General features: G+C 51.6%; 17 protein-coding genes. 12 read left to right on the top strand and 5 right to left on the bottom strand.

Annotated features, from left to right (window positions below):
- Window positions 1-386: 386 nt before the first annotated feature.
- Together JI741_RS13740 and JI741_RS13735 are read left to right on the top strand one after the other, a co-directional pair.
- Window positions 387-1,184, top strand: coding sequence for a hypothetical protein (locus tag JI741_RS13740; RefSeq protein WP_202010371.1), 798 nt, complete (start codon window positions 387-389; stop codon window positions 1,182-1,184).
- Between the two features lie 193 nt (window positions 1,185-1,377).
- Window positions 1,378-2,700, top strand: coding sequence for an aspartate kinase (locus tag JI741_RS13735; protein WP_202010369.1), 1,323 nt, complete (start codon window positions 1,378-1,380; stop codon window positions 2,698-2,700).
- Between the two features lie 79 nt (window positions 2,701-2,779).
- Here the strand turns inward: JI741_RS13735 and JI741_RS13730 are convergent, their stop codons facing one another.
- The gene (locus tag JI741_RS13730) at window positions 2,780-3,856 is read right to left on the bottom strand and encodes an anhydro-N-acetylmuramic acid kinase (RefSeq protein ID WP_202010367.1); all 1,077 of its coding nucleotides are present in this window, start codon (window positions 3,854-3,856) and stop codon (window positions 2,780-2,782) included.
- A 34-nt stretch (window positions 3,857-3,890) separates the two neighbouring features.
- Between JI741_RS13730 and JI741_RS13725 the strand changes: the two genes are divergently transcribed.
- The 9 genes from JI741_RS13725 (at window position 3,891) to rlmB (ending at window position 11,652) form a co-directional block, all read left to right on the top strand.
- Window positions 3,891-4,631, top strand: a complete 741-nt coding sequence (locus tag JI741_RS13725) for a type III pantothenate kinase (RefSeq protein ID WP_202010365.1) — start codon at window positions 3,891-3,893, stop codon at window positions 4,629-4,631.
- A complete protein-coding gene (gene bamG, locus JI741_RS13720) occupies window positions 4,618-5,892 on the top strand; it encodes a BamG family beta-barrel-assembly machinery protein (RefSeq protein ID WP_202010363.1) in 1,275 nt (424 codons plus the stop codon). The genes JI741_RS13725 and bamG overlap by 14 nt, the downstream gene beginning before the upstream one ends.
- A gap of 40 nt (window positions 5,893-5,932) precedes the next feature.
- Complete coding sequence (gene lptC, locus JI741_RS13715) at window positions 5,933-6,451, top strand: LPS export ABC transporter periplasmic protein LptC (protein ID WP_202010361.1); 519 nt, start codon at window positions 5,933-5,935, stop codon at window positions 6,449-6,451.
- 79 nt (window positions 6,452-6,530) lie between these two features.
- Window positions 6,531-6,692, top strand: coding sequence for a hypothetical protein (locus JI741_RS13710; RefSeq protein ID WP_202010359.1), 162 nt, complete (start codon window positions 6,531-6,533; stop codon window positions 6,690-6,692).
- Window positions 6,689-7,963 (top strand): hemolysin family protein, encoded by a 1,275-nt coding sequence (locus JI741_RS13705; protein WP_202010357.1) that lies wholly within the window; start codon window positions 6,689-6,691, stop codon window positions 7,961-7,963. The genes JI741_RS13710 and JI741_RS13705 overlap by 4 nt, the downstream gene beginning before the upstream one ends.
- A 141-nt stretch (window positions 7,964-8,104) precedes the next feature.
- A complete protein-coding gene (locus tag JI741_RS13700) occupies window positions 8,105-10,213 on the top strand; it encodes a peptidylprolyl isomerase (RefSeq protein WP_202010355.1) in 2,109 nt (702 codons plus the stop codon).
- 60 nt (window positions 10,214-10,273) lie between these two features.
- Window positions 10,274-10,537 (top strand): DUF493 family protein, encoded by a 264-nt coding sequence (locus JI741_RS13695; protein WP_202010353.1) that lies wholly within the window; start codon window positions 10,274-10,276, stop codon window positions 10,535-10,537.
- 122 nt (window positions 10,538-10,659) lie between these two features.
- Complete coding sequence (locus tag JI741_RS13690; protein WP_202010351.1) at window positions 10,660-10,902, top strand: 4a-hydroxytetrahydrobiopterin dehydratase; 243 nt, start codon at window positions 10,660-10,662, stop codon at window positions 10,900-10,902.
- A gap of 12 nt (window positions 10,903-10,914) precedes the next feature.
- Window positions 10,915-11,652, top strand: a complete 738-nt coding sequence (gene rlmB, locus JI741_RS13685) for a 23S rRNA (guanosine(2251)-2'-O)-methyltransferase RlmB (RefSeq protein ID WP_202010349.1) — start codon at window positions 10,915-10,917, stop codon at window positions 11,650-11,652.
- Here rlmB and JI741_RS13680 read toward each other — a convergent pair whose 3' ends face one another.
- The 4 genes from JI741_RS13680 to JI741_RS13665 all read right to left on the bottom strand — a co-directional run bounded on the left by JI741_RS13680 (window position 11,653) and on the right by JI741_RS13665 (window position 18,787).
- Window positions 11,653-13,545 carry a DUF4139 domain-containing protein gene (locus tag JI741_RS13680; protein WP_202010347.1) on the bottom strand — a complete coding sequence of 631 codons (1,893 nt, stop codon included), beginning with the start codon at window positions 13,543-13,545 and terminating at the stop codon, window positions 11,653-11,655.
- A gap of 192 nt (window positions 13,546-13,737) precedes the next feature.
- The gene (locus JI741_RS13675; RefSeq protein ID WP_202010345.1) at window positions 13,738-15,801 is read right to left on the bottom strand and encodes an OmpA family protein; all 2,064 of its coding nucleotides are present in this window, start codon (window positions 15,799-15,801) and stop codon (window positions 13,738-13,740) included.
- A gap of 5 nt (window positions 15,802-15,806) precedes the next feature.
- The gene (locus JI741_RS13670; RefSeq protein WP_202010343.1) at window positions 15,807-17,210 is read right to left on the bottom strand and encodes a DUF5723 family protein; all 1,404 of its coding nucleotides are present in this window, start codon (window positions 17,208-17,210) and stop codon (window positions 15,807-15,809) included.
- Window positions 17,207-18,787, bottom strand: a complete 1,581-nt coding sequence (locus JI741_RS13665) for a hypothetical protein (RefSeq protein WP_202010341.1) — start codon at window positions 18,785-18,787, stop codon at window positions 17,207-17,209. Before JI741_RS13665 ends, JI741_RS13670 begins: the two co-directional genes overlap by 4 nt.
- Window positions 18,788-19,176: 389 nt before the next feature.
- Between JI741_RS13665 and JI741_RS13660 the strand changes: the two genes are divergently transcribed.
- Window positions 19,177-20,172 carry a 2-hydroxyacid dehydrogenase gene (locus tag JI741_RS13660; RefSeq protein ID WP_202010339.1) on the top strand — a complete coding sequence of 332 codons (996 nt, stop codon included), beginning with the start codon at window positions 19,177-19,179 and terminating at the stop codon, window positions 20,170-20,172.

Here is a 20,172-nt window from a genome sequence, read left to right as displayed (position 1 = left end):
AAAAAATGGCCGGGGAGCTTCTCCCTTTGGAAGCACAATGTGATATTTCTTAGTGGTCTCCATATTGAGATGCTAATTTACGCTATTTAGCCGCCTATTTCAACTTAGGTTCCGAGCCAGTACACCTTGGTTATCATCTCAGGGAAAAACTAATCTACCTAACTGTGCAACCTCAGTCTCCATCATTACGTTGCTAGAATCCTGCCGGAGTTTCCGATATCTCTTCAAAAAAGATTTTCTTTGCGGCATTCCAACGCCCGGCGATGTTCAGGTGTCTTAAGAAAAACCAAAAGCCTGCGCATGCGACCTCTCGCATGACTATGAGAATTGATTGTCCTGCCCGACATCTTTGAACACACTTAACTTTTAAAAAAAAATCCTCTGTTATGAAATTCCATTTCTTTAGTGCCCTGTTGGTATCTGTGGCCATGATTGGCTGCGACAATGAAAACGACTCCCCGAGTACTCCCGATGTTATTCCCGGCCCCAAGCTCCGGTCGGTATCAACATTCTTTCAAAACGCCAGCGGCTTTCGTCCCGCCGAGAAAACCATTTTTACGTATGATGCATTTGGCCGCGTGAGCGCAAAAGAATACCTGACGTATGACCTGATGGACAAAGGTTTCCACCATTTCTCCACTACGCAATTCAACTATGACGGGAACCTGCTCTCCACCACCGACGAATTGAATGTAGTTAACCATCGCACCATTACACGCTACCAATATTTCAACAACCGGGTATCGAAGATGCTGCGCGACGATGTGGATGTCGACACCGAAGTTTCGGTATCCTATCTGGCCGGCGACACCGTGAAGGCATTCTATAAGCAGAGCAGCGGCCGCTCGTTCACCTATATGGTGCACGCACCGCTGGGCAACGTGACGTTTGAAAAAACCATCAACGACGGCAACGAGCTTTCCAGTATTGTGACCAATGAGTTCGACGGTCACACCAACCCCTACAGCCTGCTCCACTTCACCGACCTGTTTTTCTCCAATCTTTCGAAGAGCAACAAAACAAAAACCGAGAGTGCCTACTTCACTCACCAACCCAACTCGGTGCCCGTGAGCTATAGCTATACCTACAACAGCGACGGCCTTCCCACAGAACAAATGATCACCTACAAGTCATGGCCCAACGGCGAGGTGACCAGCCTGTTGAAAGTGGTCTTTGAGTACTGACCCGAATATCTTTTTGCGACTTTGAGTTTGCCCGTTAGTAGGATGAAGGCCTTTGCCTGCTTTCATCCTTGCTAACACACTTTAGTTTGCATTTGACTGATCTGACAGAACAATTCATAAAAGCTTACGCAGAAATGTTTATTTATTTTTTGCGATACTTATATTTGCCCGTTTTAAAAAAATATAAGAAGCTATGGTCGTACTAAAATTTGGAGGAACATCAGTCGGCAAACCGGAACGTATGAAGAAGATTGCCGAACTCGTGTTAGGCACTCCCGGAAAAAAGATTGTGGTTCTGTCGGCGTTGTCGGGCACTACCAACACGCTGGTGGCTATTGGAGATCATCTGTTGCTGGGCCAGAAGGCGAAGGCAGAAGAAGAAATTGCCAACCTTGAAAAACACTACCAGGCTTTCACAAAGGAACTCTACGCAAGCGATTCCTTCCAGGCCATTGGCCAGGAGCTGGTGAGCCGCTTCTTTATCTTTATCCGCCTGCTGGCCGCCGGCCAGTTCGACAACAAGAGCTACCGCGAACTGTTGGCCCAGGGCGAACTCATATCGACCGAGCTTTTCTATCAGCATTTGCAGGAGCGCAAGATCAGCGCCCGGCTGCTACCCGCGCTCTATTTTATGTCCATTGACGAGAACGACGAGCCCGAGCTGGAAAAAATTTCCGAACGCCTCAAGCCGCTGGTGAACTCGCTCAACAACATCGACATCATCATCACGCAAGGCTACATTTGCCGCAACAACCGGAACGAGATCGACAACCTGAAGCGTGGCGGAAGCGACTACACCGCCTCGCTGGTGGGCGCCGCCATTCGCGCCGAAGAAATCCAAATCTGGACCGACATCGACGGGATGCACAACAACGATCCGCGCATCGTGAAAAAGACTGTGCCTATCTCGGAACTCACGTTCGATGAAGCCTCGGAGCTGGCCTACTTTGGCGCAAAAATTCTCCACCCTTCCACCATCGTTCCCGCACAGAAATACAACGTGCCCGTGCGTCTGAAAAATACGATGGACGAAAAAGCGGCAGGCACCATCATCACCAGCAAAGGCACCGAAGGTTCGTTCAAAGCCGTGGCCGCCAAAGATGGCATCACCGTCATCAACATCCGCTCGTCGCGCATGCTCATGGCCTATGGCTTTCTCCGTCGTGTATTCGAAGTATTCGAAAACCACAAGACTTCCATCGACATGATCACCACGTCGGAAGTGGCTGTGTCGCTCACCATCGACAACAACACACAGCTCGCCTCGATTGAAAATGAGCTGAGAAAATTCGGCACCATTGAAGTAGACAAGGATCAAACCATCATCTGCATTGTGGGCCAGAAGATCACCGAACAAAAGGGTGTGCTCAATAAAATATTCGAAGCCCTCGCCGATGTGCCCGTGCGCATGGTGTCGTGTGGTGGAAGCACCAACAACGTGACGGTGCTCATGGACAAACAATACAAAAACAAAGCGCTGAACGATTTGAACGAAGGTCTCTTCGGACTGAAATAATCACACGCAGGTTTTAGAATAAAAAAGACCCCGACATTATCGGGGTCTTTTTTTATGTGCATCTATTATTATAGACTGATCAGAATCCGATTTTCACTCCCGAAGAAGAATCGCGCGTTGCGTGCGTAACACTTTTCAGGCAGTTGACCTCGTTGGTTGCGCGCAGCACGCCGAGAAACGCGAACACAAGGGCTTCCTTAAACTTGATGATGTCGTCGTCTGGAAGAACGAGCATGGCCTGGTCGGCGCAGGCGTCGAGAAGTTGGGAGATGAAGAATGCGTTGAATGCGCCGCCACCGGTGCATAGCACGCGGGGTGTGTTGGGTGCCATGCGGAGTGCTTCGGCTATTTCCATGGCGGCCGACAAACTGAACGTGTGCAGTTTGTCTTTTAGCGGAATACCTTTTTGATCCAGGATGGGCAGTATGCGCTGCTCGAACCGCTCGCGTCCCAACGACGGACGTTTTGTTTTGAGTGGGGCATATACTTTTGCCAACGCCTTCAGCAGGGTGGTGTTTACTTTGCCGTCGGATGCCATGGCACCTTCCTTATCGAACGACTGGCCGGCTTTTGACGCCAGGTAGTTCAATCCCATATTGGTAAAGCATACATCAAAGGCGATGCGCTCGTTTTTCAATTCCATCGACAGGTTGGCGATGCCGCCCAGGTTGAGGCAAACGTCGTAGGCCTGAAAAAGAAATTTGTCGCCGGCGGGCACCAGTGGAGCCCCTTCGCCCCCCAACATCACATCGAGGCTGCGGAAGTCGCAGATAACGGGAACGCCACACGCCGCATGCAGGGCGTTGCCGTTGCCCAGCTGGAAGGTGAAGCCCTTGCCCGGTTGATGAAAAATGGTGTGCCCGTGCGACGCGATAAAGTCAACGCGCAGCCGGTTTTTCTTTATAAAATCAGCGCAAGCTTTGCCCAGAAACTGTCCATAGGCCGCGTCGAGTGCCAGCAGATCTTCGCCCGACAGGGTTTGGGCGGTCGATAATTTCTGGATCCAGGCCGACGAATACTTTACGGTGGTCGCTTTTTTGATGGAATATGACCAGCCCTTCTCACTTTTCGAAAAGTGGCAGCAGGCGATGTCAAGTCCATCCAGGGAAGTGCCCGACATGAGGCCAAGTACTTTAAAGTTGTTTGGTGAATCCATACTTTTGGTCAATAAGCAATAAGAACAAAGGGCGATGAGCAATGAACAGCGGAATGTCAATGTCGTGGTCGACTACGGAAACTCCGCGGCCAAGGTAGGTATTTTTAATGGTCATGCGCTGGTGGAGCGAAAGGTGTTTGCCCACGACGAAGAATTGAAATTGTTTCTTCAAAACTATTCGGCAGCGCACTTCATCATCAGTTCGGTGAACCGCGACGCCGCGGCCGTGGCTGCATGGGCACAGCACATTGGACAGAAATTTATTTTAAGTCCGGCGTTGCCCTTGCCCATACGCAACGGCTACGCCACACCGGCCACGCTTGGGGTTGACCGCATTGCAGGCGTTTGTGGAGCATGGCAAATGCATCCGAACACACCCAGTCTGGTGATCGACGCCGGCACGTGCATCACCTACGACTTCCTCGACCGCGAGGGAGTGTATCGTGGGGGTGGCATATCGCCGGGGTTGAAGATGCGCTTTCAGGCGGTTCATACGTTCACGGCGAAATTGCCGTTAATCCAGCCGGTGGCCGATCCGCCGCTGGTGGGCGACAGCACGGAGACGTGCATTCAAAGCGGGGTGGTGAATGGTGTGGTGGCGGAACTCGAAGGAATTATTGGCCAGTACAGGGCCAAATTTGAAGGTTTGAGGGTGATTTTGTGTGGGGGCGACAGCCTATTTTTTGAAAACCAGTTGAAAGGGTCCATATTTGCGGTCCCTGAATTGGTACTCAGCGGATTAAACAGCATTTTGATTTATAATGTCAGTGGTTAAAAAGTGTTTTTTGGTGTTTGCTGTTGTGCTTTCCGCAGCAAAAGCGTGGGGTCAGGCGGCTCCTTCGCCGTTCACAACCTATGGAATCGGCGATCCCTATGGCAACCAGCTCATCCAAAATCAGGGTGCCGGCGGTATTGGCGTGAGCCAGCCACAGTTCTGGAATCTTAATAATCAAAACCCGGCACTGCTGGTCTATAACACCTTCACGGTGTTTCAAGTGGGCATTATCGGCGAGTCGCGCACCATCAAGGGCGACACCTCCAGCGAGAAAAGCACAGGCGGAAACCTGAACTATCTCGTGATGGCTTTCCCTGTGAAAATCAACAAGTGGACAACCTCTGCCGGGCTGATGCCCTACACCAATGTGAATTATAATTTCCAGTACCTGGCCGACATTCACGATCAGAACGGCGGCGTGGTAGGCAAATATCAGGCATACGAAACCGGCACCGGTGGTCTCACCCAACTCTACTGGTCGAACGGCGTGCGCATCAACAAACAAATGGCGTTGGGCCTCAAGGCAACCTATTTGTTTGGTCCCATCTCGAATGTGAGCTCCAACCTTGATCCCAACCAGGGATCGTATGTGGTGAACTTGGAAGAAAAAACCAATGTGAACGGGTTCAACTTTTCACTGGGCTATTCTTTTTCCCAGGACTCGCTGGGTCCCAAACACGATCATCGTTTCAGTGCGGGCGCTGTGGTGGATCTTCCGGCAAACCTGGGAGCCAAAATTCAAACCTCCATATATAGAACAACCCTGGCCAACGATACCATTGAACGTTATCCCATCACCGACGCGAGTGGCAAAGTTCGCACACCGCCGTCTTACACGATCGGGGTTTCGTATGGCCGCGACCTGCATTGGTATGTGGGCACCGAGTTCGCCTTTCAGAACTGGTCGTCATTCCGCAGTGTGAACCCCGACGACGAAGGGTTGAAGAACTCCTGGCGTGCATCGTTGGGTGGCGAATTCACACCTGACCCCATGGCATTGGAAAGCTATCTGAAGCGCATCACCTTCCGCGCGGGGGTGAGTTATGAACAATATCCGTATGTGGCCGTGAATAGCCAGGTGAAAGACATTGGCATCAATTTTGGCTTCTCGTTGCCGGCCGGACGATCGAGCATTGACCTCGGTGGCAAGATCGGTAAGCGGGGGAACAAGGCCGACAATGTTTTGGAGGAAAACTACTTCAAGATATACTTCGGCATCACCTTCAACGACCAGTGGTTCATCAAGAGGAAGTTCGATTGATAAGGCACTCTGCTGCGGCCCTTAACTTTTTAGTGAACGAATGCGATACCTGTGCTTCATAGCGTTTGCCTTTTTTATCTGCGGTTGCAACCGAACGGAAGTGAAGCCGCCGGTAGAATACAAGGGGCCAATCAGCGAAGCCGAAAAGGTGGAGTTGTTCTACACCGAGAACGACAAGGTTAAAATCAAAATGCTGGCCGACATGCTCTATGAGTTTCAGAACGGCGACCGCGAATTTCCCAAGGGCATTTATATGGAGTTCTATAAAGAGGACGGCAGCCTGGAGTCGACGCTGAAAGCCAACCACGCCTATTTTTTCAAACAGGAAAACCAATGGCGCGGACGTGGCAACGTGGAAGTGAAAAACCTGCAGAAAACCGAGCAGCTCAACACCGAGGAGCTTTTCTGGAAACCGGCCGATAAAAAAATCTTTACCGAGAAATTTGTCACCATCCGCCAGCAAGGCGACGTGCTTTACGGGGAAGGGCTCGACGCCAAACAGGACCTTTCCGACTATGTGATCCGCAAGCCTACGGGCGAAATTGAAGTGAAAGAGTGAGCGCGAACAGCGTTTAGTGTCCAGCCCAATCCGGGCATCCCTCAGCATACACGTAAATAATCGCTATTTTTACGCCGACATGAAATTGTTCGACGCAATTGTTCTTTCGCTGGCCGTAGGGTTTCTCATCATCGGCATTCATCAAATCATGACGTTGGGCCTGGCCAGTGGCTATTGGGCGGTCATGCTTTCCCTCATTTTATATTTTGTATATAAATTGAAGAAGAGGAAAACGTCATGAATTCGCTTTTGCTTCCGGGCAGCATCGTAGCACTATCATTCTCATTCTTTTTCACCGGCATGGAAACGGCCTATCGCCATGTGCATGCCGCGCCGTCGGCCGGGGGCAAATATCCGGACATCGCGCACAAAATCGTGTCGTTTTTCACACAGCGCCCCATGTGGTTCGTAGGCACCACACGGGTGGGCAACACGCTGGCGCTGGCGTCTTTCAGTTTTTGCCTGGCCTTGTGGATGGCGCCATTTTTTGGTGCACAGTTTGGCCCCCAATACATGGCCCTGCAGGTGGTGCTGCAAACCATCATCACCACAGCCTTGCTGGCTTTCACGGCCGATATTCTTTCGCATCGCATTTTCAGACTCAGTCCCGAGCGCATTCTGTATGCACTCGCGCCGTTGTTCGGCATATGCTTTTTGTTGCTGAGCTGGCTAACGTTCCCGCTGGTGGCCTTGTCGCGCTGGGTCACCACGCGTGTGCTACGCCTTCCGTTCGACGACCTGAACCCGGTGTTTGGCTCTACCGACCTGCACCAATACGTGAAAAACATCTACCACGTGAACCCCGAGGCGGAGGCCATTCGTGTGGACCGCAAAATATTCTACAACGCGCTTGAATTTAAAAGCGTGAAGATTCGCGAGTGCATGATACCGCGCACGGAAATCACCGCCACCGAAATCAACGAAAGCATCGAAACCCTTCGCGAGGCCTTTGTGGAAAGCGGCCATTCCAAAGTGATCATCTACAACCAGCGCATCGACGATGTGGTGGGCTATTGCCATTCGTCGTCGCTTTTCAAAAAGCCAAAAAACATCCGCGACATTCTCACGCCCATCATCATTGTGGCCGAGACCTCGCTGGCCAACGAGCTGATGATACGTTTCATCAACGAGCGCAAAAGCCTGGCCGTGGTGGTAGACGAGTTTGGCGGCACGTCGGGCATTGTGAGCATGGAAGATGTGATTGAAGAAATTTTTGGCGACATCGAAGACGAACACGACGAAGACACGCTGGTGGAACAACAGCTCGACGACCACACCTTTCTGGTGAGCGCGCGCCTCGAGATCGACTACCTGAATGAAACCTACGGCTGGAAACTGCCCGTGGGTGAATATGAAACGCTGGGCGGCTTCATTCTGGCGCTCACGGAAGACTTCCCGCAAAGCGGCCAGACCATAGCCCACCCCCCCTACACCTTCACCATTCAGTCGACCCTGAACAACCGCATCGGCACGGTGAAGGTAGCCCTCGAAAAAGACGACGAAAACGACTGAGCAGACCCCGGCCAATGACTTAAATTATTGCTGTTCAGGCCGATTCTGGAACTTTTTAACCCTTCACGTCTGTCTTTTTTCGGCCTTAATTTTTCTCTTAAAGATTACGGGTTAAATTTGCGGCTCTTTAAAATTTACATTATGGCATTGATTGGAACGTTGCGCAACAAGATGGGCACCTGGGTGGTCATTTTCGTCTTTGTTGCGATAGCTGCATTTATCCTGAACGACATTTTTAGCGGAAAATCCTCTATCATGAACTGGGGCCGGAACTCGGTAGGCGAGATCGGCGGAAAAGAAATTACCTACGAAGACTATCAGTCTGTGATCCGCGAACGCGAGGCGAACTACTACCTCAACTTCGGCCGCGAACCTGGCGAGCGCGAGATGCCCAGCATCCGTCAGCAAGCCTGGGACCTGCTGATTGCCCGCAACGCCATTGAAGCACAATACGCCAAAGTGGGCGTGGAAGTGACACAGGATGAAGTATGGGATATGGTGCAAGGCAAAAACGTGGACCAAAACGTGAAGATGGCTTTCACGGATCCTGCCACCGGCCAGTTCGATCCCAACAAGGTAGTGAGCTACCTGAACCAACTCAAATCGATGCCCGAAGGCTCTGAGCCGCGCGTGCGCTGGGAATTGTTTCAACGCGACCTGAAGCCCGGACGTGAGCGTATCAAATATGAAAACCTGCTCATCAAAAGCGCATACGTGACTTCGGCCGAAGCCGAACGCGAATACCATCAGCAAAACGATGTGGCCGAAGTGAAATACCTGTATGTTCCCTTCTTCGCCGTGAGCGACTCGGCTGTGACCGTGACCGACGATGCCCTAAAAGCTTACTACAACAAGAATGTTGAAAAATTCAAAACGGAAGAAAGCCGCGACATGAAATACGTGTCGATCCCGGTGGTGGCTTCCGGCAGCGACAGCCTTTCTGTGAAAGAAGACCTCGCCCGCGACGTGAACGAATTCAGAACATCGTCTGACGACTCTGTATATGCTGCCAAGGCATCCGATAGCAAAGCTGCTTTCGCGACCTACAACGCCAGCAACCTTCCTGCTTTCATTTCTGTAGACAGCCTGGTGCAAGGCAAGGTGATCGGCCCCTTCCTGGACGGTCAGGTATATAAAGTGGTGAAAGTTTCGAAAGTATTTAACGACACTACCTATAGCGCCCGCGCCAAGCACATCCTCATTAAGTGGGCTGACGAAAGCGACGCTTCTAAGAAAGAAGCCAAAGCAAAAGCACAAGGCATTCTGAAAGACATCAAAGGCGGTGCAAACTTTGGTGCGAAAGCTGCCGAGTTTGGAACCGATGGAACAAAGAACGCCGGTGGTGACCTGGGTTGGTTCAGCAGCGGACAAATGGTGAAACCTTTCCAGGACGCCGTGTTTGCCGCTTCCAAAACCGGTCTGCTCAACGACATAGTGGAAACACAATTCGGCTATCACATCATTTCGGTGACCGACACAAAAACAAACCGTGCCTATAAGCTGGCCATCATCGAACGCGAAATTGTGCCGAGCGATGCCACACTGAACGAAGCATTCCGCAAAGCTGAAGCCTTCACGTCTGATCTTTCGGGCATTGCCGATTTCGAGCAACGCGCCAAAGCACAAGGCCTGATTGTTCAGGATGCGAAAAACGTAGGTGCCGGCGATCGCCGCATCGGCACACTGGGCGAAGCCCGCCAGGTGGTGCAGTGGCTCTTCAGAGAAGGTGAGATCGGCAAAATCTCGCAAGTGTTCGACCTCCAGGAACAAAACGTGGTGGCTGTGATGACCGGCGAAATCAAGAAAGGTTACAAGCCTCTTGAGTTTGTGAAAGCCGAAATCACACCGGCCGTTCGCAACGAACTGAAAGGAAAAGTGATTGTCGACAAACTGAATGCAGCCAAAGGCACACTGGAAGAAATGGCCACCGCCTTCGGAACCGACGCCAATGTATACACCAGCAGCGACCTGAAACTGAACAGCAACTCGCTGCCTACTGTAGGATTCGATCCTCAGGCCGTGGGTGTGGCCTTTAGTCTTGAGAATGGCAAACGCTCGAAACCTCTCGCTGGCGAAAACGGCGTAGTGATCATCGAACTCCAAAACAAAACTACGGCTCCTGCGATCACCGACTTCAGCATGTACAAATCGCAACTGGAACAAGGTGTGTTGAACCGCAACAGCGCAGGCATTGCCGACGCCATCAAAGAAAGCTCGAACATTGTAGACAAGCGCTACAAGTTCTTTTAGAGAATAACAAACCTTAATGCCACGCCTCCCGAGTCATTTGGGGGGCGTTGCCGTTTTAACATGGATCAAAATTGGATTGATTCGTTTCGCGAAAAGCTCGACCAGCACTATGCGTGGCCTTCGCTCTACGTCTTCAAGTTCATTGTGCCCACCGGAAAGGAAGAACAAGTGAAAACATTATTCCCAAACAACACGGCCACTGAAAAAAAATCCAAACAAGGAAACTACACCAGTGTTACTGTTCAAGCGATGATGCACTCCAGCGACGCCGTCATCGACATGTACATTCAGGCCTCGCAGATCGAAGGCATTGTGGCGCTCTGACCCGAAACGATCCCGCGCCGTGATCTGATTTTTAGTGACGCAACGGATCATCCGGACAGCACCGGAGCAAACAAGAAAAGTAGTAACGAGTAGTAACGATCAAACTAAAACCCTCAGGCATTATGGAATGGATCACAGAAAAGAACCGGCTGAAGAAAACATTCACCTTCGCTGATTTCACAGAAGCTTTTGGCTTCATGACCAAAGTGGCCATCACGGCCGAAAAAATGAATCATCATCCCACCTGGACAAATACCTACAACACCGTGAGCTTCGAACTCTCGACGCATGATGCCGGAAACATCGTGACGGAAAGAGATCGCAAGCTGGCGAAGGAAATTGACCAGCTGGCCCTTAAACCCTGAGCAAACTCCGCGATGGAAAAAACAGACATGATCTATGGCACCCGGGCCGTTATTGAAGCGATTCACGCCGGGAAAGATATCGACAAAGTGATGATCCAATCCGGGTTGACCAACGACCTGGTGAAAGAGCTTATTGCCGTGGCCCGCAACAACAACGTGCCGGTGGTTTTTGTGCCTGCCGAAAAACTGAAACGGGTGTCGACCAAAAATCACCAGGGTGTTATCTGCATCCTGTCGGCCGTCACCTATTCTTCGGCCGACAATTTGATTTACAAAGCCTACCAGGAAGGACGCGAACCGTTCTTTCTCATTCTTGATCGCATCACCGACGTGCGAAACTTCGGGGCTATTGTACGCACGGCCGAATGTGCCGGCCTCGATGGCATCATCATCGCCGAAAAAGGCAACGCGCCCATCACCAGCGACGCCATGAAAACATCGGCAGGGGCGTTGAACCACCTGCCGATCTGCCGCGAAAAAGACATGAAGAAGACCCTGCAACTTCTTCACGAAAACGGCATCCGCATCGTGGCCTGCACCGAAAAAACAGAGAAGAGCATCTATTCACTCACGCTCACCGGCCCGATTGCCCTCATCATGGGATCGGAAGAAGACGGCATCAGCGATGCGTTTCTCAAGGAAGCCGACGAGCTGGCCCGCATTCCTCTGAAAGGAAAAATCGGATCGCTTAACGTGTCGGTGGCTGCCGGTGTTGCCATCTATGAAGTGCTGCGGCAACACGGCAACTAATCACTCCAGCAACATGCGATTGCCCTTGGGGTAACGCACCGAATAGCGCAGGGTGATGACTTCGTTTTTGCCCGGCGCAATTTCTTTCTTCCACGTCATCACACCACTCGGCGCGTCAAGGTCGGCGTGCGAGTCTTCAAGGATGTCGACAGAAATTTCCTTTTCGTTCGATACGGGAATCTGATCCTGCAACACAATGGTGATGGGCAACGCCTTCTTGTTGCGTATGGAAAGTTCATAGGCCATCACCACCTTTTGGTTAGCGCCGATGAATTGACGCGACGAATATTCTTTTTTCTTCTCCCGTTTCACCAACACATTGTTGTCGCGTCCCAACGACACCGTGAGTGTGTCGGACGTGTTGCGTGTGTCGAGAATGCTCTTGCCGATGTATTTGCCTTCGAAGAAAAGACTGGCTTCGCCGTCGAGAAAATTGTATTGATCCCAATCAAGAATTTTTGCCGTTAAGAAAGCATCCGGGTCGAGTTTGGGTGCACAGTAGTATTCATACAACGCTTTCAGTTCATACTCCACCATGTCGGTGGCACGCGATTCGCCATCCGATTTTATAGAGAAGGGTTCCGTCAAGGCAAACTCCACATTGGTTTGACGGATCACTTCGGTGGCGGTGATGGGCATTTTTTTAACACGCGACTTTGTTATTTCAACACCGGCCACCATTCCCTCTAACCCCGACATATCGGATGTGCCATAGCCGGTAACCACAACCTCGCTTAACTGCGTCATGTCAGGCCTGAGTTGGATGTCGTTCAGCCCTCCGCCATTCAGTTGCCTTTCCATAGGCTTGTAGCCGATAAACGAAAGCACCATGGTGGTGGCATCGCTTGTGAGAGGAAGAGAATAGTTTCCGTTCATGTCGGTGACGGTGCCCACGGTGGTGCCCTTTATCATGACGTTCACACCGGGCAGGGGCTCGCCCGCATCGTCAGTCACTTTTCCAAAGGCAATGTTGTTGGCCGGAATGGTGGCGGTGCCGCGTATCCGTATCATGTCGCGTTGTGCAAGACCGTTGTTGTAGCCAACAATCCAGGGTTTAATGATGGGTCGTGTGCCACTTTCGGATGGATCGGCCGATGAGATGGTGAGGTTCACATTCTCCCAGTCTTCGCCCGACTGCTGGCTCACGTTTGCTTTGTAGGTGATGCTGACGGGCGACGTGATGTTCTTTGCACGAATGTCGTAGGAGGGGAACCACCGTGCTTCACGCACAAGATACTTCACGAGAAACTCGGCAGTCGTAGCGGTCTTTGTCGACACCTTCACCACGATCTGGCCGGTAGGTTGTGCCTTCACATGGCGAAGTTCTATGAGTTGTGCTTCCACTTTGGCCAGGTCGTCCTGGTAGGTATGCAGCGCTGTTGCTGTTTGCATGAGCTGCTGGCGGATGTCGAGCAACCGAAGCCGGAAATATTCCACGGCAGCTTTCAATTCCTGCACCTCCACTCCTTTCTCGGCCCCGCCAATCGACTTGTTGGTCTTGAGCATATTCTCCTCTTCGCGATACACTTCTTCCAACGACTTCTCCTGCGCGATGAGTCCTGTCAGTCTTTTCTTCTCTCCTTCAAGGGTCTTTATTCGATCGGGCTTCTGAAGTGTTTCCAGATAGTCCACACCAAAGGAGACCGCCAGAATTTTTACAGTCAACGGCCCTTGCACCTGGATGCTTTGCTGTTGAATATCGGGGGCTATCCCTGTCAGGGTTAGGATGGACACTCCGGGCTTTAACGGCACCGTGGCTTGCCGCGACACCTCTGCCCCCTGCAGAAACACGGTGACCTGGCTGATTTTGGATGTTACTTTCTGTTCATTTTCCTGCGCATGCATGGGCAGAACAAAGGCCACAAGGAGAATAATTATGGATAGACGTTTCATACGTGGTAGGTGTTTGTACCACGCTAGGATGCCTGCAGGCTGTTGATTCCATAAAAGAAAATGAAAATAAATTGAAGCATGCTGCCCTGGCCTTCTACCATGTTATGTCACAAACAACTTGAATCCATCAAAAAAAGAAAAGGCCTTACTTGCCGGAAGCAAATAAGGCCCTTTAAATAAATTTTTGTAGTATTATTTTTTCAGGATGGTAAACTCCACGCGACGGTTCTGCGCTTTTCCTTCGGGTGTTTTGTTGGTGGTCACGGGTTTTGCCATGCCATAGCCTTTGGCTACGATACGCTCTTTCGCGATGCCTTTCTTCACCACATATTCGGTCACGGCTTTCGCACGGGCGGCCGACAATTTCTGATTGGTCGCGGCTTTGCCCACGTTGTCGGTGTGGCCCGAGATTTCGACTTTGATGTCGGGGTTGCCTTCGAGGAACAACGCCACACGATCAAGCTCGGGGAACGACTCGGGTTTCAATACAGACTTGCCCGCGTCGAAGAAAATGTTGTTGAGGCGAATGGACTGGCCCACTTCAATAGGCACCAGCACCAGGTCGCGTGTAAGGGTCACTTCGCCCGTCTCGGCAGACACGTCGATGTTTTCAGAGATGGGATAATAATCCGGAGCAGAAGCGCCCAGCACGTATGCGCGTTTAAGAGGCAGACGCAGATCGTAAGTGCCTTGCAACGAATCGATGGCCGCTGCCGCGTTGTCAATGCCTTCCACCATAATCTTGAGGCCTGTTTTGCCAATGAGGGGCTTGCCTGTTTTCTTGTCAATTACTTTACCCGACACAATGGCCATCTTCTCGGCATCGGCCAACAGGTCGAGCGTGATCTCGCGATACTCGTCCACGGTGTTCAGGTCGAGCGGTTCGGGGAATGACTCGAAGCGGCGTGCGCTTACCTGCATGTAGTAGAGTGTGCCATGGTTCAGCTTCACCTCATAGGTGCCTTCGGTTTTGTTCACAAAGGCCGAGTCAACCTCTTCGCCATCGGCTACAATCTTTGCATTGGCAGCGGCGGGAATGGTGTTGTTTGTGTTTTTGATAAACAGTTTTCCTTTCACCAGTACGTAAGGCAAAGGCTCGGCCTTTAGTGGTTTGGGAAGGTTTGTGAATTCGCGTACTGTCGAAACATCAATCACGTCATTGATCACTTTATAGTCGGGCACTACCAGCGACACGTTGTATTTTTTCTTCAGCGGAAGCTTCAGGCGATAGGTCCCGGAATCAGCATTCAACCAAACGCTGTCGGCGGGTTTACCGTCTACCAGGATTTTCACTTCTTTTCCTTTGAGGGCGCGAAGGCTCTTCGAGTTTTGAACCTCGCCATGCGCAATCACGAACGGATGATCTTCGTATACTTTCACTTTAAAAATGTCGGCACCGCCCAGCGAATTGTGATCGGTCGAAAAATAGCCGGTGCTTCCATTCTTGCTGGTCTTGAAATACGACTCCCAACCCGCAGAGTTGATCGTGTCGTTCAAAGGTTTTGGTGTTGACCACGATTTCCAGTCGGCGCCGGTGCGGGTGGTGGTGTACACATCGTAGTCACCTTTTGCACCGCGGTTGCTGGAGAAGTATAATGTTTTGTTGTCGGCCAACAGGAACGGTGCATCGTCGCTGGCGGGCGATGCAAGTGCCGCGATCTTCTTGGGTTTTGTCCACTTGCCATTTTCTTTTAGCTCGCTCAGATAAAGCGCCGAGCGTTTGCTGTTGCTTCCTTTCGCGAAGCTGAACACGATCGTTTTTCCATCGGCGCTCATCGATGCGCTGCTTTTCATGCCACGGTTGCCCGACGAAAAACCCTTCACTTTCAAACGCGCGGGTGTTGACCAGGCGTCGCCCATCTTGAAGGCGGTGGAGAGTCCGCGCTTTTTCCAGGTCGATCCGTTGTTGTTGTAGACGCCGTTCAACAAAAGTGTGTTACCATCGGCCGACACCGAGTAGACCGCGCTGTAGCGACCGATGTTCAGGCCCGAAACGCGTTCGGCTGCCGACCATGTGCCATCGGCTTGCAACTTCGAAAACCAGATGTCCTGGCTATCGGCCGGGCCATAGGTATTCGAGGGGTGATTCAGGCGTGAAAAGTACAGTGTCTTTCCGTCCGGCGAAAGCACCGGGTTGATTTCATCGTAGGTAGTGTTGATACCCGCACCGAGATTTTTCGGTATGAATGCAGATTGTGCTACGGCCACATGCGTTAGCCAAAGAAGGAAGAGGGATGTGTATATATTCTTTTTCATAATCATTAAAGCGAAGGTGAGGGCAATCGTTCCTGTTTCTTGATGCGGCCAAAAACAAAGTTTAGACCGGCACGCACATTCACAAACTTGGCGTTGTTCACATACGAGTTCACATTTCCATCGGTCAGCAACGAAATGGGTGCGCGCAAAATATTGTCGCTCACCACATAAAGTTGAATGGGCGCGAGGTTCAGCGAGATGCCTGCGCCGATATTATTGAAAGACGCGTTGGTGAGTGTGTAGCTGAGCGACGTGCTGATGATGCGGCCAAAATCTTTTTGCATCGACACCGAGAAGCCCGGCGAAAAACGTCCGCGGAATTTTTCAGCAAACAACAGCGCGTTGAACGACACCGTTTCGCGCCAGGCATAGCTGGCACTGAGATACATTTTTCCGGGAAGCGGCAAGCGATATTTTTGAATGGGCGTTTTCACAAATTTGAAGTTTGCCTCAATCGAATCGCCGATAGACTCCAGGTAATCTTCCTGGCCATTCAATACCTTTTCGAGATCCACACCTTTGAAGGTGATGTTGGCCGTGGCCGGATCGAGGGTGTAGCTATAGGTATCGTTTTTCCACGTTATGCTTCCGATGTCGATGAGGCTGAGGCCTAGAGTGAGTTTGTCGTCCATCAGTTTATAGGTGGCACCGAGGTCGAAGGCAAAGCCCGTGTTGCTTTTGTAGACCTCCCAATCGTCTTTCATTTCAAAGTTGTCATCTTCGTCGAGTTGATGCACACCCGAGGTGCGAAGTTCGGCGTCAGCTATGGCGGTGATGTGATAGTTATCGTCCATGCTCAGATCCATGTTGGAGCGAATGGTGGTGGCGTTCACCATGCCCTTCAGCAATTTGAAGCGCGCGCCCACGGTCAGCTTCCGGTTCACGGTGTAGGATGCACCCCAGGCCGACTCGATATACGACACCGACTCCACCTGTGGCGAACCACTCACGGGGTTGTTCTCCAACACCGACGTGCCATCGATGAACACCGCCGACAATTCTTTTGGCACCATGACGCGGTTATACGATTTCGCCGTGATGTTCCACGACACAAAAAGACGTGCGTTCACTTTCAGGTTCACCCGAAAAAGATCGGCTTGCGCCGACGTGCCCACATAATTCTTTTTCTTCATAGCGCGCTGCAACTTGTTGAGGTCGCCAATCACACTGTCGCCTTGCTTCACTGCAAAGTCGTTATAGGTGAAACCATTGTTGTTATACTGGGCAAACACCGACGAGCCGGGCAGGCCAATCGAAAAGCTATACTTTGGTTGCGTGGCCGGGTTGAGATAGCCGGCTTGCGGAATGCTGTTCATGAAATAGAGCGTGGCCTCGTGTTGCGCGAAAGCTTGTTCGCAGAGGCATGCGCCGGTGAGAATGATGAAGCCGACAAAAACGAGATGCTTCATAGGTCGGCTTTCACGTTGAGGGTGGCACGTACTCCCAGCTTCACATCCATTTTATAGGACGCTTTGAACTTCACATCGGGTTGTGTTCCATTGGGCGCCTTCACGGTGTTCATGCGCGACAGGATGATGAGCCGGCTGGCCTGAAATAGTTTATCGACTTTGCTCTTCTCGATGGGGAACTCCTGATCAAACACGCCAGCCGAAACCAACTCGCCGGCGGCGTTCACCGTGCTGCCCTTCACCAGGGCCGATTGCGCCGTGGTGAATATGGAATCGATCACGTGGTTGTTCCGGTCAACCAGATAGAACTGTAGCGTACCTTCCAGCGGAAGATCGTTTTTTATTTTGGCGCGTATAAAAAAGTCTTCGATGTTCGATTGCTCCACATCTTCCAGGTCCAGGTCTACGGTGTCGCCCAAAACAATTTTGGAAGCGTGGCCATACAACGGGAGGTCGGCTTTGAAACGTATCTTCAACTCGCTCACGTCTTCACAAAAATTGTCGCCGGTGGTAAGTCCCTCGTTGATGCGGGCATTGATGCGATAATAAAACTGATCGGGGTCAAAGTCTAACAGGGCTTTTGCATTGAGCACATTCACGACGGTTGTCGACGAATCGCCGGGTTGGGTTGGAAAGCCTATTTCTATGGGACTGGTTTTGTCGAGTTGCAATAGCAGCGGCGCGTGGCCTTTCTTGCGGGCTTCCAGTTGCAGGAAGTTTACGTTCACGGGAATGCCATAGCGATTCAACACTTCGAAGGCAAGACGCGGCTCCACAAACGAGGCGTCTGCGCCGGGAAGCGGATCGAACGCTTCGATGTTGATGCTTTGCTCGGGAATGCTGGCCACCTGGTCGCCCATAAAACCTCTCGCGATGGAATAGTCCATGGCGGTGAAGGCCAACTCTACTTTCAATTCCGCTCCGACAGGCACAACAACGGAGTTGGAATGTGCCTTTTGAATGACGGTGAGTTTCAGGGTGGTGATGTTGTCGTTGAACAGCATGCGGTAGTTTTGCAACCCGACATTCAACGGTTTGCCCGACGCCGTGATGGCAAACGGATCATTGCCGCGCGTCACGTCCGGCAACTCCACACGAACTTCGTAGTTGAAGCCTGCGAGATCGAAAGGCACCAGTGTGGTACTTATCCGCAGGTTCCCGCCTTTCAAAATCATCTCAGTCAACTTCTCGGGATCGAGACCGAAATCCAGTGTGGTCGAAAGGGTAGCGTAAGGTTGATCGGTTGCCGACGGTGGAACAACCGCCGGTGGCAAAGGCACTGTTTTCAAAAAGCTCTTATCCGGAAACGCCAGCAGGTCGCTGATGTCCTGAGAATGCAGGGTTTGGCCGTAAGACAGATACACCAGGCCATTGGCATCCACGTGCACAAGGGCGGTGTCGGCATCGGGCAAAAAGTCTTCCACACCCAGAACACCCGAAGCCAGCGGCAACAGCAGGTTGGGCGATGCTTCAAGGCCATCCACGCTATAGTCGTCCGAATCCAGACACGCACCCAGCAAGAGGCAGACCGATGTCGCCCAAGCAATGCGATGACCAAACCTCCCGGATATCTTCATGGTAGTGAACGTGATGTTATGGATTTCAAAAGTAAGCCGTAGGGCCTTTTTACTGAAATTGCTTTTATTTAGAATCACGGAAAATCATACATCGTCCAGAATTTCTCTCAATCGCCTCAAACCCTTTTCCGTGCACCTGAAATTACTGCAAAAACGCCTATCTTATCTGATAATTCTTCGACCCCTACAGGGTTGAGCCCCGCGACGGTCACAAAACTGCAGGATTACCTCCGTCTGCTGTGGATGCTTTTCCCCATAGGATAGGTGTTGACGACTGTTCTACTTGTTCTGGCCGCCAAGAACACTGGTCCATCACTGCCGATAAAACCTGAAGACGTTGCCCTCCGCCAACGTATGGGGTATACTAAAATTCTAACCATCATCCGCTCATGAAAGTTATTTTCTTCAGCACACAGTCCTACGACAAGACGTTCTTCGAATTGCATAACAAAGATTATGGCTTCACACTGGAGTTTCTGGATGTTCCTCTCAACGAAAAGACCGCGGCGCTTGCAACGGGCGCCGAGGCCGTTTGTGTTTTTGTGAACGACAAAGTGAACGCTGCCGTGCTGGAGAAGCTGGCCACGCAAGATGTTCGTTTGGTAGCCCTGCGTTGCGCGGGGTTCAACCAGGTCGATCTCGCGGCGGCGGCAAGGCTGCACATGCCGGTGGTTCGGGTACCGGCCTATTCGCCTCACGCCGTGGCCGAACATGCCGTGGCCATGCTCATGACCCTGAACCGAAAAATTCACAAAGCATACAACCGCATTCGCGAACAGAATTTTTCGCTGGCAGGATTGCTGGGCTTCGATCTTTATGGAAAAACGGTGGCCGTGATCGGCACCGGAAACATCGGCCAGGTGTTCTGCAAAATCATGCTGGGCTTTGGCTGCCGCGTGCTGGCCTTCGACGTGGTGGAGCAGGAAGCCATGAAGCAAGCCGGCGTCACCTATGCGCCGTTACACGACATTCTTCCGCAAGCCGACATCCTCTCACTTCACTGTCCCCTCAACGAACACACCCGCTACCTCATCAACCACGACACGCTCGACCGCATGAAAAAAGGCGCCATGCTCATCAACACAAGCCGGGGTGGCCTCATCGACACGCGCAGTGTGATTCGCGCGCTGAAGTCGGAGCAGCTTGGTGCACTGGCAATCGATGTGTATGAACAAGAGGAGTCGTTGTTTTTTCGCGACCTCTCCGATCACATCATCACCGACGATGTGTTGATGCGGCTCATGAGTTTTCCCAACGTGCTGGTCACGGCTCACCAGGGATTTTTTACACAAGAGGCCTTAACGCAAATTGCCCAGGTCACCCTGGGCAATTTGAAAGCTTTTGTGGAGAAGACTCCGCTGCTCAATGAAGTGAAGCAGGTGTGA

It is taken from the genome of Chryseolinea lacunae, assembly GCF_016735595.1.
GTDB lineage: Bacteria > Bacteroidota > Bacteroidia > Cytophagales > Cyclobacteriaceae > Chryseolinea > Chryseolinea lacunae.
The sequence above is the reverse complement of the archived record's forward strand: the minus strand, read 5'-3'. Positions and strand labels throughout refer to the sequence as shown.

Excerpts from the sequence above, each read along its gene's own strand:
- JI741_RS13690 (WP_202010351.1), top strand. The coding sequence starts at position 10,660 with ATGGAATGGATCACAGAAAAGAACCGGCTGAAGAAAACATTCACCTTC.
- rlmB (WP_202010349.1), top strand. The coding sequence starts at position 10,915 with ATGGAAAAAACAGACATGATCTATGGCACCCGGGCCGTTATTGAAGCG.
- JI741_RS13670 (WP_202010343.1), bottom strand. The coding sequence starts at position 17,210 with ATGAAGCATCTCGTTTTTGTCGGCTTCATCATTCTCACCGGCGCATGC.
- JI741_RS13695 (WP_202010353.1), top strand. The coding sequence starts at position 10,274 with ATGGATCAAAATTGGATTGATTCGTTTCGCGAAAAGCTCGACCAGCAC.
- JI741_RS13725 (WP_202010365.1), top strand. The coding sequence starts at position 3,891 with ATGAGCAATGAACAGCGGAATGTCAATGTCGTGGTCGACTACGGAAAC.
- JI741_RS13680 (WP_202010347.1), bottom strand. The coding sequence starts at position 13,545 with ATGAAACGTCTATCCATAATTATTCTCCTTGTGGCCTTTGTTCTGCCC.
- lptC (WP_202010361.1), top strand. The coding sequence starts at position 5,933 with ATGCGATACCTGTGCTTCATAGCGTTTGCCTTTTTTATCTGCGGTTGC.
- JI741_RS13740 (WP_202010371.1), top strand. The coding sequence starts at position 387 with ATGAAATTCCATTTCTTTAGTGCCCTGTTGGTATCTGTGGCCATGATT.
- JI741_RS13735 (WP_202010369.1), top strand. The coding sequence starts at position 1,378 with ATGGTCGTACTAAAATTTGGAGGAACATCAGTCGGCAAACCGGAACGT.
- JI741_RS13675 (WP_202010345.1), bottom strand. The coding sequence starts at position 15,801 with ATGAAAAAGAATATATACACATCCCTCTTCCTTCTTTGGCTAACGCAT.
- JI741_RS13730 (WP_202010367.1), bottom strand. The coding sequence starts at position 3,856 with ATGGATTCACCAAACAACTTTAAAGTACTTGGCCTCATGTCGGGCACT.
- JI741_RS13665 (WP_202010341.1), bottom strand. The coding sequence starts at position 18,787 with ATGAAGATATCCGGGAGGTTTGGTCATCGCATTGCTTGGGCGACATCG.
- bamG (WP_202010363.1), top strand. The coding sequence starts at position 4,618 with ATGTCAGTGGTTAAAAAGTGTTTTTTGGTGTTTGCTGTTGTGCTTTCC.
- JI741_RS13660 (WP_202010339.1), top strand. The coding sequence starts at position 19,177 with ATGAAAGTTATTTTCTTCAGCACACAGTCCTACGACAAGACGTTCTTC.
- JI741_RS13710 (WP_202010359.1), top strand. The coding sequence starts at position 6,531 with ATGAAATTGTTCGACGCAATTGTTCTTTCGCTGGCCGTAGGGTTTCTC.
- JI741_RS13700 (WP_202010355.1), top strand. The coding sequence starts at position 8,105 with ATGGCATTGATTGGAACGTTGCGCAACAAGATGGGCACCTGGGTGGTC.
- JI741_RS13705 (WP_202010357.1), top strand. The coding sequence starts at position 6,689 with ATGAATTCGCTTTTGCTTCCGGGCAGCATCGTAGCACTATCATTCTCA.